At 29.8% G+C, this 16,441-nt stretch carries 17 protein-coding genes; 6 read left to right on the top strand and 11 right to left on the bottom strand.

The window, feature by feature from the left end; translation table 11 throughout:
• Positions 1 to 209 precede the first annotated feature (209 nt).
• Entirely contained in the window at positions 210 to 1,388 is a 1,179-nt protein-coding gene (locus tag H0I30_RS07535) for an AIR synthase related protein (RefSeq protein ID WP_218771261.1), read from the top strand.
• Between the two features lie 55 nt (positions 1,389 to 1,443).
• Here H0I30_RS07535 and H0I30_RS07530 read toward each other — a convergent pair whose 3' ends face one another.
• Complete coding sequence (locus H0I30_RS07530; RefSeq protein ID WP_218771260.1) at positions 1,444 to 2,025, bottom strand: hypothetical protein; 582 nt, start codon at positions 2,023 to 2,025, stop codon at positions 1,444 to 1,446.
• 55 nt (positions 2,026 to 2,080) lie between these two features.
• The gene (locus H0I30_RS07525; RefSeq protein ID WP_218771259.1) at positions 2,081 to 2,659 is read right to left on the bottom strand and encodes a hypothetical protein; all 579 of its coding nucleotides are present in this window, start codon (positions 2,657 to 2,659) and stop codon (positions 2,081 to 2,083) included.
• Between the two features lie 158 nt (positions 2,660 to 2,817).
• Here H0I30_RS07525 and H0I30_RS07520 point away from each other — a divergent pair, with 158 nt between their 5' ends.
• A complete protein-coding gene (locus H0I30_RS07520) occupies positions 2,818 to 3,681 on the top strand; it encodes a winged helix-turn-helix domain-containing protein (protein ID WP_255554351.1) in 864 nt (287 codons plus the stop codon).
• On the opposite strand, the gene H0I30_RS07515 is transcribed toward H0I30_RS07520, so the two are convergent.
• From H0I30_RS07515 to H0I30_RS07505, 3 genes are all read right to left on the bottom strand, one after another.
• A complete protein-coding gene (locus H0I30_RS07515; protein ID WP_218771257.1) occupies positions 3,667 to 4,827 on the bottom strand; it encodes a DUF3095 family protein in 1,161 nt (386 codons plus the stop codon). The genes H0I30_RS07520 and H0I30_RS07515 overlap by 15 nt on opposite strands.
• A gap of 98 nt (positions 4,828 to 4,925) precedes the next feature.
• The gene (locus H0I30_RS07510) at positions 4,926 to 5,351 is read right to left on the bottom strand and encodes a hypothetical protein (protein ID WP_218771256.1); all 426 of its coding nucleotides are present in this window, start codon (positions 5,349 to 5,351) and stop codon (positions 4,926 to 4,928) included.
• 12 nt (positions 5,352 to 5,363) lie between these two features.
• Positions 5,364 to 6,020 carry an ATP-binding cassette domain-containing protein gene (locus tag H0I30_RS07505; protein WP_218771255.1) on the bottom strand — a complete coding sequence of 219 codons (657 nt, stop codon included), beginning with the start codon at positions 6,018 to 6,020 and terminating at the stop codon, positions 5,364 to 5,366.
• 376 nt (positions 6,021 to 6,396) lie between these two features.
• On the opposite strand from H0I30_RS07505, the gene prfA reads away from it, so the two are divergent.
• A complete protein-coding gene (prfA, locus tag H0I30_RS07500; RefSeq protein WP_218771254.1) occupies positions 6,397 to 7,473 on the top strand; it encodes a peptide chain release factor 1 in 1,077 nt (358 codons plus the stop codon).
• Between the two features lie 88 nt (positions 7,474 to 7,561).
• Here prfA and H0I30_RS07495 read toward each other — a convergent pair whose 3' ends face one another.
• From H0I30_RS07495 to H0I30_RS07475, 5 genes are all read right to left on the bottom strand, one after another.
• Entirely contained in the window at positions 7,562 to 7,825 is a 264-nt protein-coding gene (locus H0I30_RS07495) for a hypothetical protein (protein WP_218771253.1), read from the bottom strand.
• 4 nt (positions 7,826 to 7,829) lie between these two features.
• Positions 7,830 to 8,798, bottom strand: a complete 969-nt coding sequence (locus H0I30_RS07490; protein WP_218771252.1) for a deoxyhypusine synthase family protein — start codon at positions 8,796 to 8,798, stop codon at positions 7,830 to 7,832.
• 67 nt (positions 8,799 to 8,865) lie between these two features.
• Positions 8,866 to 10,398, bottom strand: coding sequence for a bifunctional GNAT family N-acetyltransferase/carbon-nitrogen hydrolase family protein (locus tag H0I30_RS07485; RefSeq protein WP_218771251.1), 1,533 nt, complete (start codon positions 10,396 to 10,398; stop codon positions 8,866 to 8,868).
• A gap of 9 nt (positions 10,399 to 10,407) precedes the next feature.
• Complete coding sequence (gene speB / locus H0I30_RS07480; protein ID WP_218771250.1) at positions 10,408 to 11,346, bottom strand: agmatinase; 939 nt, start codon at positions 11,344 to 11,346, stop codon at positions 10,408 to 10,410.
• A gap of 12 nt (positions 11,347 to 11,358) precedes the next feature.
• Positions 11,359 to 12,750: an arginine decarboxylase gene (locus H0I30_RS07475; RefSeq protein WP_218771249.1), complete on the bottom strand. Its 1,392-nt coding sequence runs from the start codon at positions 12,748 to 12,750 to the stop codon at positions 11,359 to 11,361.
• 661 nt (positions 12,751 to 13,411) lie between these two features.
• Between H0I30_RS07475 and H0I30_RS07470 the strand changes: the two genes are divergently transcribed.
• On the top strand, positions 13,412 to 14,680 hold the full coding sequence (locus tag H0I30_RS07470; protein ID WP_218771248.1) for a phage integrase SAM-like domain-containing protein: 1,269 nt from the start codon (positions 13,412 to 13,414) through the stop codon (positions 14,678 to 14,680).
• A gap of 169 nt (positions 14,681 to 14,849) precedes the next feature.
• On the opposite strand, the gene H0I30_RS07465 is transcribed toward H0I30_RS07470, so the two are convergent.
• The gene (locus tag H0I30_RS07465; RefSeq protein WP_218771247.1) at positions 14,850 to 15,269 is read right to left on the bottom strand and encodes a prepilin-type N-terminal cleavage/methylation domain-containing protein; all 420 of its coding nucleotides are present in this window, start codon (positions 15,267 to 15,269) and stop codon (positions 14,850 to 14,852) included.
• Between the two features lie 87 nt (positions 15,270 to 15,356).
• Here H0I30_RS07465 and H0I30_RS07460 point away from each other — a divergent pair, with 87 nt between their 5' ends.
• Positions 15,357 to 16,079, top strand: a complete 723-nt coding sequence (locus tag H0I30_RS07460) for a hypothetical protein (protein WP_218771246.1) — start codon at positions 15,357 to 15,359, stop codon at positions 16,077 to 16,079.
• Between the two features lie 2 nt (positions 16,080 to 16,081).
• Positions 16,082 to 16,438: a hypothetical protein gene (locus H0I30_RS07455; RefSeq protein WP_218771245.1), complete on the top strand. Its 357-nt coding sequence runs from the start codon at positions 16,082 to 16,084 to the stop codon at positions 16,436 to 16,438.
• Positions 16,439 to 16,441: the final 3 nt, after the last annotated feature.

The raw sequence follows: 16,441 nt of genomic DNA, 5'->3' as shown, positions 1-16,441 counted from the left end.
TTCAGACTTTTGTAGAATCTTTAGATTTAAACTATAAATCCTTTTTGGTAGGCTTTCTGTAGTTTGATTCCATTTTATAATGTTGAGTATAACAATATATCAGGATGGGACAGTAAATCAATAAAAAAAGCGAACGTTAAAAAACGTTCGCTTTTTTTATTGATTTAAAATATAGATAAACTAAATTTGCAGTAACAACAACACAACACATGAGTAACGAAGTATCTAAACGCTACGCACAGCGCGGAGTATCAGCATCTAAAGAAGATGTGCACAATGCAATTAAAAATATAGACAAAGGCTTGTTTCCAAAAGCTTTCTGTAAAATTGTTCCAGATTATTTAACAAATGATGATGATTATTGTTTAATTATGCATGCAGATGGTGCAGGAACAAAGTCTTCTTTGGCATATATGTATTGGAAAGAAACAGGAGACATTTCTGTTTGGAAAGGAATTGCACAAGATGCACTAATTATGAATATTGATGATTTATTATGTGTAGGCGCTACAGATAATATTATGTTATCATCAACTATTGGACGTAATAAAAGTAAAATTCCTGGAGAAGTTTTATCAGCAATTATTAATGGTACAGAAGAATTAATCGAAGATCTAAAAGATTTCGGAGTAACTATTCATTCAACCGGAGGTGAAACTGCAGATGTTGGTGATTTGGTTCGTACAATTATTGTAGATTCTACTGTAACAGCACGTATGAAACGTACCGATGTTATTGATAATGCAAATATTAAAGCCGGAGATGTAATTGTTGGTTTAGAATCGTTTGGACAAGCAACTTACGAAACTGAATATAATGGAGGAATGGGATCTAACGGATTAACATCTGCCCGTCATGATGTTTTTGACAACTATTTAGCTGCTAAATATCCTGAGAGTTATGATGCAGCAGTTCCTGCAGATCTCGTGTATTCTGGTAACGCAAAATTAACTGATGAAGTAGAGGATTCGCCTATAGATGCAGGTAAATTGGTATTGTCGCCAACAAGAACGTATGCGCCAATTATTAAAGAAATTTTATCAAAATTTAATACAGATACTGTTCACGGAATGATTCATTGTTCTGGAGGCGCTCAAACTAAAATTTTGCATTTTGTGGAGGAATTACATATTGTAAAAGACAATATGTTTCCGATTCCGCCTTTATTTAAGTTGATACAAGAACAATCTAGAACTGATTGGAAGGAAATGTATCAGGTATTTAATTGCGGGCATAGAATGGAATTATATGTATCACCAGAGGTAGCTGAAGATATTATTGCTATTTCTAAAAGCTATAATGTAAATGCGCAGATTGTTGGTAGAGTGGAAGCCTCTGAAACTAAAAAACTGACTATAAATAGTGAGTTTGGAACTTTTGAATATTAAACTAAAAAGTATTTCATATTTAAAAACCTCAGTTATTATGCTGAGGTTTTTTGTTTTAATTTAAAACAGAAGTATGTAGTTTTATTTCATTAAGTGTTTTCCATACTTTATGATTAAACTCTTTAGGCGAGAACTTAAATAGAATAACTGTTTTTTTTTCTTTTTTGCAATAATTGCTTTCTATTAAAACATTTAGAGTAATTAACTTATTGGTAGCAAAACGATCAAAAGTATTAATATATCCTTTGAAAAAAGTAGTTGATTTGGTCTTTTTTATACTAGTTATTTTAGCAGACGCATACTTTTTATCAGCTGTAGCATTCATATCAACTTTATTTAAGCTATTAAAATATTTTACTAAATCGAGTGTTAGTTCTTCTTCGGTAATTTTTCTATTTACATTAATATTCCAAGCATATGTGTATGACCAAAAAAACGTGTGCTCTGGCTTTATCCAACCTTTAGGAGGGAATCTTATATCGCCTACACCAATATAATTCATATGTCTTGCGGGAAAACGAAGAACTTCTTGTCCCCAGGTAGAATCTAGTGCAATCAAATTAAATTCATCCTTTTGAGAAAATATAGTTGTAATGCTAAATAGTAGAGTAATAAGTGTAATAATTTTATTATTCATAGTATTAGTTTTTTTATTGAATATGATAACTGTTGTAATGTATCGTATGTCTAAATTAACAACCAAATAATTCTACACTCATTTTACCATTTACTTGTTTTATGATAAATGATATTTTTTCTAAAGTACATCGTGGTTCAATAGTAAATTGAATGTATCCTTTTACTTGAAAGTTTTTAGTTGAGTTTAGTTTTATTTTCTGACGATATGTGGTGTTTTTTCTAACCCAATTAACTGTGCCGTTCGTAAACGGATGCTCATCATATTCTTCAACAGAAAGCGGTTTTTCAATAAGCTTACCTAATAAACTAAATTTATCAGTAGTGTTAAAAACTACTTTAAACTTTCCTTTAAATTCACGTTTAGCATTCGGAGATATAAAATGAGCATTATCAAATAATTCCATTGAGATTGATAAGTCATATTCATTATTTTGTAATTTTTTTGAAGCTAATTTTAATTTGTAAGGCTCAGGATTTTTTCTTTTTTGGCTATCAAAATAGTTTAAAGGAGTTTGTGTAGTTGTATATTGAGTTGCTACATTGTTAGCGACTATTAAATTTACTGGAGTAACACTTTGTTTTTTACAGCTTATTGTAAGAATTAGACAACAACATATTATTGTATTTTTCATTTTATAGAGATTTAAAAATTACTATTGAATAGAAATTTACTATTATATTAAGAACATGATAAAAGTAAGGTTAGCAATTGCAAAGAGTGTCAAAAAAATGTAAAAGAAGTGTGAATGGTAGTAAAAAGTCATAAAAATGTATGTTATTTACCAGGATTATGAACAAGAACAAAATTTATATATATTGTGGCTTTGCTTTTTTTCTCCTTTTAGGATGGTTTTTTTCTACTACAAATAGTAGTAAAGATTTTACAGAAAGAGTAAAGGTTTCTTTGCGAGATGTAGGTAATCAATTATTGCTTTCTGATAAAGATTCAACATCTTTAGTTTTACCAATTATCGAATTAGAAAATAATAAGTATGAATTGTCTTTTCAAAAGAAGTTTTCTTTTGAGCCAGACAATTTAGTTACTTTTATAAATACTAGTTTTAGTAAAGTAAAATTACCAAATGATTATAGGGTAGAAGTATTGCGATGTTTAAATAGTGAAGTAAGTTATAGTTATCAAAACAGCGCTTTAAAAAAGAGTACAATAATACCTTGCAGAGAGCGTGTTTTGCCTAAAGGATGTTATGTTATTCAGGTAGTGTTTTTTGCGTATGAAATTTCTTTTTGGCATAGTAATTTCTTTTTAATTGGATTACTTCTTTTGGTAATCGTTTTTATAATTCATATACTATTTTCTGGAAAAAAGGAAGTTGTTAATACAAGCGAAAATATTAAAGAGTATACTAAAATAGGAAGCTTTCAGTTTTACCCAACACAAAATAAATTGGTAAAAAAAGCAACAGAAATAAGTCTTTCTAAAAAAGAATGTGAAATTCTTGCAATCTTTGTGGCAAGTCCAAATCAAATTATAAAACGAGAAGATCTTACTAAAAAAGTATGGGAAGATAACGGTGTTTTTGTGGGTAGAAGCTTAGATACGTATATATCTAAATTACGAAAAAAATTAAAAGAAGACAGTTCTATTAAATTAACCAATGTGCATGGTGTTGGTTATAAGTTAGAGGTTTTTTAGTTTTATTTTAAACATTTTAGCAGCAGAGGTATAACCACCTTCGGTGCCATCTACAAAATGAGAGTGTTTTGTTTTTCTATCTAATACATAGCATGACATAACAGAAGCATGGGTTATATGAATACCATATATAATTTTTTTATCTCTTTCTAGTTCGTCTAAATACTTTACAAAAGGTTTAATTTTGTCTTCATCAGCAATAAAAATAGTGTTTATCATACCGTCTAACATAAAAGTATGTGATAATTGACTAATTTGCTTTAAATATTGTTTCCCATCATGAGAAAGGTTCAAGTAAAATTTACCTATAAGAGTAGAAGTCCATTTTTTTAATAAATAGGCTAAACTTTTATCAGCTAAACTAATTTTCATTTCTTTCCATATTTTAGAAATATTAAAGTTTAACTTTAAATTAGTCGCCACTATAGGTTGTCTGTCTTTAAAAGAACCAAAACTTAAATCCATTTTAGCAAGCACGTTCCTGTAAACTTCTCTTTGATTAATTTCAGTTATAGAATCTAGTAGTAAACAGATAACCTTTTGTTTGTTTTGATTCGGTTTTATTTGTTTCCATCTACACTCCATGCCTTCTAAATTTAAAAGGTTTTCATTAAAACTGATAGCATTTTTTTCTTCGAAAGTTTTTTTAATATATTCTTCAGCTTTCTTTAAACTGTTTCCTAATACAACCGGAATAGTTAGTTGATTTGTTAGTTGATGTTTTGCAATCTTTAAATTATGTTTTTCAGAAGCTAGTTTATTAACAGAAATATGACCAACCCTAAGTGTTAGGTTCGTATTTCTTTTAATATGAAGGCTATAGTTTTCTAAGATGATTAAAATAGGTTTTAAGATAGTTTTAGGTATAATAAAAGTAGCTCCGTCGCCGCCAAAAAAATAAGGTATTTCAATATTTTTTTTCTCTTTTCTAATGGTGTTTAAAACAGAGATAATTGCTCCGGTAGCCGTTAAGTTTACCTGGTGGTGCTTTCCTTCGTTAACAGCTTTTGTAGAATTTTCAATATCAACCACTACCACATACCAGGTTTTTGGTATGTCAGAAAAACACGATTCATCAGTTAGAAGGTTAACAAGAGTATCTTCATATTTTTTTAAATTATTGTAGTATTTGATGTTTTCTGCCATTAGTACATATTATAGCTTTGTTTATATATTATTTTAGTATATTTTTTTAAAAAAAAGAGATTATAAAAGGTGAATTTTATTTAAAGGTAGCTATTTTCTTATTGTTTGTTAAAAACAAAATCTATAGAAAATTCCTCATTAGATATTTTACATTTTAATTGCTGATTGTCTAAAAAATAGTAAATCTTTTTAGGAAACTCATTCTCTTGGTTTTCGCATACAAAAGAAGTGTCAGTTTGTTGGGTAAACTTAAATAAAGTAGGTTTTTCGTTTACACCTTCAACTTTTAAATGTAAAGTGTCCTTAATAGTTACGATGCTCATTATTTCTTTAAAAATAGTATCCGATTCTTTTAAAGTAAAGCCGATCGCTGTTAGATCTTTGTTCCAAAAATCGAAGGTGCTTTTGCCCGGTTTTTCATTTACACGTTCCCATTTACCAACGAGCCAATTAGGTTGTGGTTTTTGTGCTTTTTTACAAGAAAATAATGCAATAGCAAAGAGTAAAAGGAAGTATTTTTTCATAAATTTAGATTTTTATAAGGCGTTTATATAGTTGTATTGAATTAATTCTTCGGGAGATTTTAATAATCTACTCCAACCATCTTTTAGTAAATACATAGTGTCGGAAATATCTAAAATATCTTGATATAAATGATCGGTAATAATAATTATTTTATGCTGTTTTTCAATCTCTAGTACTTCTTTTAGTTTTTTAATATAAAGCGGTGCTAAATGAGAAAAAGGTTCATCAAATAGTACAATTTTTGCATCAGATTTTAGAATGATGTACGTTTCTATCAATCTTTTTTCTCCTCCAGAAAACTCCGAGAAGCGATGCTGTTTCTGAGATTTAAAATGAGGGAAATCAGTTAAGAAATCAGTAAAAGAAGCATTGAAAAATTTAAAACCTTCTTGCAAAGAAATAGTATTAGGTATGATATGAAACTGTGGTAAATATTTAACAATCCTTTTTTTGTAAAGTGGCGTTAAAATAGGTTTGCTATCTATTCTAAGTAGTTTGCTTTTTGGTAGTAGTTCGCCAAAAATTATTCTTAATAAAGATGTTTTTCCGGATCCGTTGCTTCCTAAAACACCTGTGATTTTTCCTTTTTCGGCTTTAAAATATATGGCTTTTAAAATTTCGGTAGTACCAAAATTTAGTTCAATATTATCAATTTCTAAACAATCCATTTCATGCAAATGTTTAGTGTTATGGTAATGATAAGATTGATGAAAAACATGAAAGCGTATAATTTAAGTTCTGTAATACCCATATTGTAGTAAAAATATAGTTTTTCTTTTTTTCGATCATTAATAAAATTCTGATAAAACCAAACTAATAAAGAAGCTATAAATAAGGTAAGTACAGCCAATGGCATCATTTTGAACTTAAGTACCACAAAAAAAGTAAGCGCTAAGGGAAGGAAAAACTTAGTTTTATAAAAAAGAAAATAAAGCTGCAATGTTTTCATTATTGATGAATCAGTTTTAAATCAAATATAGTTAATTGAATTTTAAAAATAATTCCGATAAAAAACGTAAATTCGCAAACCAGAAAAGTTAGAAGATGTTAGATAAAATTAGAATTATAAAACAACGTTATGATGAGGTTTCGGATTTAATTATCCAACCAGATATTATAATGGATCAAAAACGTTACGCTAAATTAAGTAAAGAATATAAAGATTTAGGTAAGGTTGTAGAAAAAGGTAATGAATATAAAAGTCTAACAGATTCAATTGAAGAGGCTAAGGAAATTATTGCAGACGGAAGTGATGCAGAAATGACTGAAATGGCTAAAATGGAAATGGATGAGGCTAAAAAGCGTATTCCGGTTTTAGAAGATGAAATTAAATTCATGTTAATACCTAAAGATCCAGAAGATGCCAAAAATGCCGTTGTAGAATTGAGAGCTGGTGCAGGTGGTGATGAAGCAAGTATTTTTGCTGGAGAATTATTTAGAATGTATACTAAATACTGTGAAGGTAGAGGTTGGAAAGTAAGTACAGTAGATTATTCTGAAGGAACTAACGGAGGATTTAAAGAAATTCAGTTTGAAGTTTCTGGAGATGATGTCTACGGAACGTTAAAGTTTGAAGCAGGTGTACACCGTGTGCAACGTGTGCCGCAAACAGAAACACAAGGTCGTGTGCATACATCGGCAGCTACTTGTATGGTTTTTCCTGAAGCAGAAGAGTTTGATGTAGAGATAAATCCAAAAGAAGTAAGAATCGATTTTTTCTGTTCTTCAGGTCCAGGAGGTCAGTCGGTAAACACAACTTATTCGGCAGTACGATTAACGCACATTCCTACTGGATTAGTAGCGCAATGTCAAGATCAAAAGTCGCAGCATAAAAACAAGGAAAAAGCTTTTAAAGTATTACGTTCTCGTTTATACGAAATGGAATTGGCTAAGAAAAATGCCGAGGATGCTTTAAAAAGAGGTACGATGGTTACTTCTGGAGATAGATCTGCTAAGATTAGAACGTATAACTTTCCACAAGGTCGTATGACGGATCACAGAATTGGATTGACATTATATGATTTATCGAATATTATAAATGGAGATATCCAAAAAATTATTGATGAGTTAATGATGGCAGAAAATACCTCTAAACTAAAAGAGTTAGGAGAATCTATTTAAGCATTTTCTGTTTAATATGATAAAGAATAAAAAAAGCAACCAAATTGGTTGCTTTTTTAGTATTGTAAAAAAAGATATTTAATAGGTACTACTCAAATTCTTCGTCGAAATTAATCTCATCAAAAGAATCTTCATCGTCAGCATAATCTTCCATTGTTTGCTCTAGTTTAGAGCTGATTTTGACTAAATATAAAGTGTCGTCTGTTTTAACCTCTACAGCTTTAATAGTCTCGTTTTTGGCATTTTTAAACGAAATAATATCACTGTGATCGTATCCGTTAGGATATTCTTCAATTAACAAATCTAAAATACTAGCTGTTAATTTTTCGTAGTTTACAATAACTCTTTTCATTCTTTTACATTTTTAATAGATAGGCAAAAATTAACGGAGCAACAATAGTAGCATCACTTTCTATAATAAACTTAGGCGTATCAATATCTAATTTACCCCAAGTAATTTTTTCATTTGGTACCGCACCAGAGTATGAACCATAACTTGTTGTAGAATCAGAAATCTGACAGAAATAACTCCAAAATGGTGTTTCTGGTTTTTCCATATCTTGGTACAGCATTGGCACAACACAAATTGGGAAATCACCAGCAATACCACCACCTATTTGGAAAAATCCAATTCCGTTTTCAGAATTATTTGTATACCAATCGGCAAGGAAAGTCATGTATTCTATACCTGATTTTACCGTACTTGCTTTTAACTCACCTTTTAAAACATAAGAAGCAAAAATATTCCCCATGGTAGAATCTTCCCAACCAGGACAAATAATTGGTAAGTTTTTTTCTGCAGCAGCATACATCCAAGAATCTTTAATGTCTATTTCGTAATATTCTTCTAAAACTCCAGATAACAATAATTTGTACATATATTCATGTGGCAAATAACGTTCACCTTTTGCTTCTGCATCTTTCCATATTTTTACAATATGCTCTTGAATTCTTCTAAAAGCTTCTTCTTCAGGGATACAAGTATCGGTAACACGGTTTAACCCTTTTTCTAATAAATCCCACTCATCTTGTGGCGTTAAATCGCGGTAGTTAGGTATGCGCTTGTAATGAGAATGCGCTACTAAATTCATAACATCTTCCTCTAAGTTGGCACCAGTACATGAAATAATATGTACTTTATCTTGACGAATCATTTCTGCAAAAATCTTACCTAATTCAGCCGTGCTCATTGCACCCGCTAAAGAAACTAACATTTTAGAACCTTTTTCTAATTGTGTTTCGTACCCTTTGGCAGCATCTACTAAAGATGCTGCGTTAAAGTGTAAAAAGTATTTTTCTATAAAATTTGATATTGGTTTGTTCATTTTTATTTTTTTGTTCTCGATACGATTTTTCAGAAATTTTGTATCGAGATGTTTTTTATATTTTAAATTATTTTTTAGTAAGTTTTCTTACTTCAAATATATCTGTTCTTCTATCTTTTAAATTTCGTACGCTACCAAACTGGTTTAAATCCTTTAGTAAATCTAAATCTACATCAGCAATTAAAATCATTTCAGTATTTGTGGTTGCTTCTGCTTTTATTCCGTTTGCAGGAAAAGAAAAATCGCAGGGTGTAAAAACCATAGATTGTGCGTACTGAATATCCATATTATTTACTTTTGGTAAATTACCAACACTACCTGCAATTGCAACATAACATTCGTTTTCTATTGCTCTGGCTTGCGCACAATGACGTACTCTTGAATATCCGTTTTGAGTATCTGTTAAAAACGGAACAAACAAAATATCCATTCCTTCTTCTGCTAAAATTCTACTTAATTCAGGAAACTCAGAATCATAACAAATTAAAACACCAATTTTACCACAATCTGTATCAAAAGTTTTTAGCTCATTTCCGCCTTGCATTCCCCAAACTTTAGCTTCATCTGGTGTAACATGTAATTTTTCATAGCGATCTGTAGAGCCATCTCTTTTGCATATATAACCAGCATTGTATAACAGTTCATCTTTAATTTCTGGCATACTACCAGTAATAATATTAATGTTATACGTAATTGCCAATTCAGAGAATTTCTGAACAATTTGCGGTGTATATTTAGCTAACTCTCTAATTGCTTCCGATTCTGGCAAGTGATTATTATCTGCCATTAAAGGCGCATTAAAAAACTCGGGAAATAATGCAAAATCAGATCTGTAAGCAGAAACTGCGTCTACAAAATATTCTGCTTGCTGCATTAATTCTTCCAAATCTTTATACAAGCGCATTTGCCACTGAATTAATCCTAAACGAACAACCTTTTTCTTTGTTGCTGCTTTTTTAGATTTTTTTTCATAGTAAATATTATCCCATTCTAATAAAACGGCAAATTCACCCGAATTTTCATCGCCTTCTAAATATCCTTTTAAAATTTTTGAAGGATGAAAGTCATTCGAAATTTGAAAGTTTAAAACAGGATCTTGAATTTCTTTACGTTTTACGCTTTCTATATATTCTTTTGGTGATAAAGTTGCCGCATATTTATGATAATTCGGAATTCTACCTCCAAACGCAATTCCTCTTAAATTTTGTTTTTCAGCCAATTCTTTTCTATAATCATAAAGTCTTCTGCCTAAACGTAAGCCTCTGTATTCCGATTTTATAAAAACATCTATTCCGTATAATACATCACCATTTTCATTATGAGTGTTAAATGTATAATTGCCAGTAATATCTTCGTAGGTATGCTGGTCATCGAAACTATCATAATCTAATTTGATAGAAAGTGCACAGCCTGCCAAATCTCCGTTTATTTTTATAACAACTTGCCCTTCAGGAAATTTGTTGATTAACGATTTAATTTGATCTTCTTTCCAATAAGAATCCGGCATACTTGAGTATGCCTGGATCATGGCTTCTTTTAACTGTTTATAATCAGTTAACGTTAAATAATGAAGCTCAATATTTTCGATATTTTTTAACATCTTACAGAATTAAAAATCGTCATTATCATTGTCTTTAAACTTAGAAACAGTAGCACGATTCTCTTTTTTGTTGTCAATATCTTCCTCATCATCTGTATCGTTAGAAAATTTATAGCTTAACATTTTATAGTAAAGTTTAGCTGCTAAAAAGTCTGATGATTTTTCAGACGGATTAGGGCATAACTCAACAATATCAAAACCAACAACGTTTTTGGTTGTAAAAACTTTCTTTAAAAACTCTAATGTTTCATAGTAAAATAAACCACCCGGTTCTGGTGTTCCAGTTGATGGTAATAAAGAAGGATCGAAAGCATCTAAATCGAATGTGATAAAAACGTTATCTGTTAATTGATCAACAACATCGTCCATCCAATCTTCATTTACGGCCATATCGTGTGCAAAAAACACTTTGTCTTCATTTATTTCCTTTCGCTCAGAAACATCCATGCTTCTAATACCAACCTGAACTAAATTAGTATTCTGATTTGCTTCATAAACAGCACAAGCGTGGTTACAGGAAGAACCTTCGTATTCTTTTCTTAAATCGGCATGCGCATCAATATGTAAAACAGTTAAGTTGTTAAAACATTCATCAAAAGCTCTTATCGTTCCGATAGAAATAGAATGTTCACCACCAAAAAGGGTTACAAATTTTTTCTTATTGATAAACTTTTTAGTTGCTGCATGAACTGCTTCTACCATTGCTTCTGGCGATGATTTTTCTGTTACAGCATCCGCTAAATAAATACCTTGTTTATAGACTTCGGTATTTGTTTCGATATCATACAGCTCCATGTTTTCTGAAGCTTCTAAAAATGCATCAGGACCTTTATCAGCTCCTTTTTGCCAAGTACTAGTTCCGTCATAAGGAACTGGAATTAATACGATTTGTGCATTTTCTAGTTTTGCGTATTGATCTGGAATTCCTGCGTAATTTTTATTTTTCATTATACTATATTGTTAGTAACCAAGAATTGATAAGAATTCTTCGCTTTTTTGTTGGTCTTTAAATAATTTGGTAACAATGTTTCCTTCTTCGTCTTTTGATATCAGAATGTGTTTAGGTGCTGGTATTAAACAGTGTTGTAAGCCGCCAAAACCACCAATTGTTTCTTGGTAAGCTCCGGTATTAAAGAAACCAACATACAGCGGATTCTCTTTTTCATATATCGGTAAATAAATACCATTAACATGTTGCTCTGAGTTGTAATAGTCATCACTATCACAAGTTAAACCACCTAATAAAACACGTTCATATCTATGATTCCATTTATTAACAGGAAGCATAATAAAGCGTTTGTTAATAGCCCAAGAATCTGGTAATGTTGTAATGAAAGATGAGTTAATCATGTTCCATTTTTCACGATCGTTTTGCTTTTTTTGATACAATACTTCGTACACAGCACCGCCAGCTTCACCAACAGTAAAACTACCAAATTCAGTAAAAATATTAGGAACTTCTACTTCAGCTTCATCACAAGCAGCTTTAATTTGATTGATAATTTCATCAACCATATATTCATAGTCATAATCAAACGCTAGTGAGTTTTTAATAGGAAAACCACCACCAATATTTAAGCTATTTAAAGTAGGACATACCTTTTTTAATTTTATATATACCGTTAAACATTTTAACAACTCGTTCCAATAGTAAGCGTTATCTCTTATACCTGTGTTGATAAAAAAGTGAAGCATTTTTAGCTCTACTTGTGGGTTTTTAGCAATTTCACGCTCGTAAAAAGAAACAATATTTTTGTAACCAATACCTAAACGGCTGGTGTAAAACTCGAATTTAGGTTCTTCTTCAGAAGCAATTCTAATACCTACTTTAAACTTACTTTTAGTTTCGTTTAATAAAAGATCTAGCTCCTCATAATTATCTATAATGGGAATACAGTTTTTATGCCCGCCATCAATTAAACTTACAATGTTCTCAATATATTTATCGCGTTTAAAACCATTACAAAGTACATAAGCATCGTTACTTAGTTTGCCAGATTTTTTAAGTGCTTTTACAATATCAATATCAAAAGCAGAAGATGTTTCAATATGAATATCATTCTTTAAAGCTTCATCTAACACATATTTAAAGTGTGAGCTTTTAGTACAGTAGCTGTAGTTGTAGCTACCGTTATATTGGTGTTTTTTTATTGCTTTTGCAAACCAATTTTTAGCATTGTTAATGTTTTCGGATATTTTAGGTAAATAGGTAAACTTTAACGGCGCACCGTATTGTTTAACCAGCTCCATCATATCTATATCATGAAAAAATAAATTGTTTTTTTCTGTACGAAATTCCGCTTGTGGAAAATCGAAAGTTTGTGCTATTAAATCTTTATATTTAGTATTCATTTTGTTTTTTAATGTAACCCTGTAAATGTTGTGTACAGAGAAGTTGTTTAAAAAATAGATACAACGAAATCGTATATCTTTTTTAAAATAATGCGTAACAAATTATAGGCTATATTTTATAGCAGATTTGTTAAAAACTAAAATGTATATGAATATATCAGACTCTTAGAGCCAAACAGTCACCGCACTGATTGTCGAAATTCAGTGGTAAAGAGTAGTTATTTGAAAAAGAAGAAACCTTAATTTTTTCGCTGTGTTTCCAAAACACCAAACAGCTTTTTATCTTCTCATAAAAGTTGTTTACGAAATAAGTAGAACGATACATTAAACCTATCTAATAAGATGCGGTAAATGTAAACTATTTTTTAAAACAACAAATTTTTTTTTATTTTTTTTCGAAAAAAAATATACAAGAAGTATTTCTAGTTGCCTTAAAAATAAAAAACCCTGTAAATATAACACTTACAGGGTGATAAAGTGGAGACGCCGGGACTAGAAGTTTTTACGTCATTATATGATGCTTCTTTTAGAAGTTTCAAAAAGGCTTTAAAAACGATGGTTATAGAGGTTTTTTATTTTCTGATGTAAAATAGTGTATAATGGCATATAAGAAAGGCTGACTAAATGCTGACTAAAAATTTTTATCTTTGTAAAAAAGAATATGGCTAGGATTAAGTTTATTTTGCAAGGTAAAACTTCTAATTCTCAAATTTATTTAAGATTGTCTTTAAGTAAAACTATTTCTTATAAAAGGAAAACAGGTTACTCAATAGATTATAAAGATTGGAGTAAATCAACAGGCTTTCCGAAAACGAATAATCCATTTAATAAGAACTTGAAAGTTGACCTTAAAAATATTGAGGTATTCATAGAAAAGGAACTTAATAACAGTAATACGGATGGAATAGATATTACTTCTGTTTGGCTTAAAGATTCAATTGCTAAATGTCTAGGTAAATCAGATAGCAAAGAGCTTAATTGCTTGATTGATTATACTAAAAAGTACATTGATAGTCTTAAGTATAGTGCTAATGGTAATAAAGGAGTGTCTGAAGCTACTATAAAGAAAAGAATAACAATTCTTAATAAGTTAGTTAGGTTTCAAGCAAAAGTGAAAAGAAAGTTGAAGGTTAAAGATGTTGATTTAAAATTTAGAGAACAATTTATAGATTTTTTAGATGAAGAAGAAAAATTGTCTGAAGGAACAATAGGGAGATACTTAAAAGAAGTGAAAACTATTTGTACTGATGCTCAAAAAAACAATATAGAAGTTAGCCCACAGTTAATACATTTTAAAGGGTTTACTTCTAGGTCCTATAAGATAACATTGTCTTTCAAAGAAATAAAGCAAATACAGGAAACAAAATTTGAAGATAAGTATTTAGAAGTAACTAAAAATTGGTTAATAATAGGATGCTTTACAGGGCAAAGAGTATCTGATTTAATGAGGATGAATAAATCCATGATAGAAGAACATCATGGATTTAATTTTATAGTATTAACTCAGAAGAAAACAGGAAAAATAGTTCAAGTACCAATACATGAGGAAGTTAAAGTTATTTTAGATTCTCTAGGGGGTAACTTTCCTTCTACTTTTAGTGAAAATGAGAGTAGTAACTCAGCTTTGTTTAACAAATATCTTAAAACAGTCTGCAAGCAAGCTAAATTAACATATCTAACAGAGGGTAAGCTTAGAAACGAAGAGACAGAGAGATTAGAAATAGGTAAATACCCTAAATATAAATTAGTATCTTCTCATATTTGTAGAAGGTCTTTTGCGACGAATTTTTATGCACAGAAAAAATATCCAACACCATTGTTGATGAATATTACAGCTCATGGAACTGAAAAAATGTTTTTAAGTTATATAGGGAAGAAGCCTATTGATTATGGAGTGCAATTGGCAAAAATATGGGCAGAAGATAATTAGTATCTGTGTAGATTAAAAGATGTTTAGTGTCCGATAGAAACTTTTAAAACCACTATAAATCCCTGTATTTATAGTGGTTTTTATTTTTTAGGGGAATAAATAGGGGAAATAAAAACCTTTGTAATGATGTCTTTTTAATAAAGTAGAACAAAAAACAGGTTTTAATATATTAATCTTTAACCAATTCCTTTAAATTCTGATCTTGGTCAATTTGCCAAACATTGAATATACCGTTGCCATCAAAGTCGGTAATAGCTGTTGCTTTAGCTTTAAACGAACCACTAGTTGCTTCAATTATTTCATAAGAGTAATTAGAGCGTCCACCTTCGTTGACTGTCTTAGGCGCTATAAAATCAATTGTATTTAAATCATTAGAATATTTAGAGTGCATAAAGAAATAACTTCTCTGCATATTATATAATTGAGTAAGGTTTCCTTGCGCCTCAATACTTTTTGCTTTCGATATAAGTGGCATTAATTTAGGCAAAGCAAGCAAAATTAAGATACCAATAATCATTAATACCACTAATAATTCTTGAAGGTTAAAGGCATTTACCTTTTTTAATAATATTTTTTCTTTTTTAATCATCGTTTTCAGAGCTTTAAATGCCAAAAGTAAAAATAATTGTTACTTTTACCACTAATTTTTTACTCAATAAAAATATTGCTATTAAAAATGAGAAAATTGCTATTCATTATCACACTTTTTTTATGTGTGTTATATACTTCTTGTGGAGTTTTACCTCAGAAAAACAATTTTTATACTACGGATTCTAAAATAGAATTAGGAGTTATTGGAGAAAAACAAAAATCAATTCGAAAAACTACTTTTGAAACTTTTGGGAATCCCAAATATGGAAATAATATAAAAGTAGGTGTTTCTGAAAAACTATTTACTGAACGAATATATAAAAAGTATAAAGAATCAACAAAAGGAAGAAACAATTCAAAAGATAGTCTTGTTTTAAAATCATCTTTTATCACTCTTCAAATTGAAAATAAGGTTGCTGTTGTAAGTGCTTTAAACAATTCAAATGTTGAAGTTTTTAACTATTTAAAAAAAGCTCCTAATGCATCATTAGTTAATTCATTGTGGTTTATTCCAACTGAAAATTGTTTAAGCCTTTTAAAAAAGTCAGATGCGGTTTATTTAAAAACAGACAAACAGACCAAACAACGATTACTTGTTTATAAAAACGAAAAAGAAATTGGAAATATTGATATGTCAAAACAATTAATATTTGGATATGAATTATCATCATTTTGTTGGAGAACAACATCAAAAAGAAAGATGAAAATAGCAACTATTTTAAACGAAGACCAAAATTGTAGTAGTGCGACTAAAAGAAACCCTGAAGAATTAGAGAAACAATTAACTAAAAGTAGTTTTAAATTTTAAAAATGAAAAAATCATTACTATTAATAACTGTTCTTCTTTTAATAATAACTTCTTGTGAAGCTGTTTTTATTGAAAATATATCTAATAAAACTGTAATTTTAATTTCCCCTTCTGATAAAGTAGAAGTACCGACTGGAGAAGTGAATTTTAATTGGAATATTATAGAAGACGCTGATGTTTATCAATTACAAATAGCAACACCTAATTTTGAAACTCCAACGCAAATTCTATCGGACACTATTACTGATAAAATAATTTTCAAAAAAGAGTTGGTTATAGGGGAATATGAATGGAGAGTGAAAGCCAAAAATAGTGAGTATGAAACATCGTATTCAACTAATATTTTTACAGTTAAATAAATA

The sequence above is a fragment of the Tenacibaculum sp. AHE14PA genome (genome assembly GCF_019278465.1).
Classification (GTDB): domain Bacteria; phylum Bacteroidota; class Bacteroidia; order Flavobacteriales; family Flavobacteriaceae; genus Polaribacter; species Polaribacter bernardetii.
The sequence above is the reverse complement of the archived record's forward strand: the minus strand, read 5'-3'. Positions and strand labels throughout refer to the sequence as shown.

Excerpts from the sequence above, each read along its gene's own strand:
- H0I30_RS07490 (WP_218771252.1), bottom strand. The coding sequence starts at position 8,798 with ATGAACAAACCAATATCAAATTTTATAGAAAAATACTTTTTACACTTT.
- H0I30_RS07515 (WP_218771257.1), bottom strand. The coding sequence starts at position 4,827 with ATGGCAGAAAACATCAAATACTACAATAATTTAAAAAAATATGAAGAT.
- H0I30_RS07455 (WP_218771245.1), top strand. The coding sequence starts at position 16,082 with ATGAAAAAATCATTACTATTAATAACTGTTCTTCTTTTAATAATAACT.
- H0I30_RS07475 (WP_218771249.1), bottom strand. The coding sequence starts at position 12,750 with ATGAATACTAAATATAAAGATTTAATAGCACAAACTTTCGATTTTCCA.
- H0I30_RS07525 (WP_218771259.1), bottom strand. The coding sequence starts at position 2,659 with ATGAAAAATACAATAATATGTTGTTGTCTAATTCTTACAATAAGCTGT.
- H0I30_RS07485 (WP_218771251.1), bottom strand. The coding sequence starts at position 10,398 with ATGTTAAAAAATATCGAAAATATTGAGCTTCATTATTTAACGTTAACT.
- H0I30_RS07465 (WP_218771247.1), bottom strand. The coding sequence starts at position 15,269 with ATGATTAAAAAAGAAAAAATATTATTAAAAAAGGTAAATGCCTTTAAC.
- H0I30_RS07495 (WP_218771253.1), bottom strand. The coding sequence starts at position 7,825 with ATGAAAAGAGTTATTGTAAACTACGAAAAATTAACAGCTAGTATTTTA.
- H0I30_RS07510 (WP_218771256.1), bottom strand. The coding sequence starts at position 5,351 with ATGAAAAAATACTTCCTTTTACTCTTTGCTATTGCATTATTTTCTTGT.
- prfA (WP_218771254.1), top strand. The coding sequence starts at position 6,397 with ATGTTAGATAAAATTAGAATTATAAAACAACGTTATGATGAGGTTTCG.
- H0I30_RS07460 (WP_218771246.1), top strand. The coding sequence starts at position 15,357 with ATGAGAAAATTGCTATTCATTATCACACTTTTTTTATGTGTGTTATAT.
- H0I30_RS07535 (WP_218771261.1), top strand. The coding sequence starts at position 210 with ATGAGTAACGAAGTATCTAAACGCTACGCACAGCGCGGAGTATCAGCA.
- speB (WP_218771250.1), bottom strand. The coding sequence starts at position 11,346 with ATGAAAAATAAAAATTACGCAGGAATTCCAGATCAATACGCAAAACTA.
- H0I30_RS07470 (WP_218771248.1), top strand. The coding sequence starts at position 13,412 with ATGGCTAGGATTAAGTTTATTTTGCAAGGTAAAACTTCTAATTCTCAA.
- H0I30_RS07505 (WP_218771255.1), bottom strand. The coding sequence starts at position 6,020 with ATGGATTGTTTAGAAATTGATAATATTGAACTAAATTTTGGTACTACC.
- H0I30_RS07530 (WP_218771260.1), bottom strand. The coding sequence starts at position 2,025 with ATGAATAATAAAATTATTACACTTATTACTCTACTATTTAGCATTACA.
- H0I30_RS07520 (WP_255554351.1), top strand. The coding sequence starts at position 2,818 with ATGAACAAGAACAAAATTTATATATATTGTGGCTTTGCTTTTTTTCTC.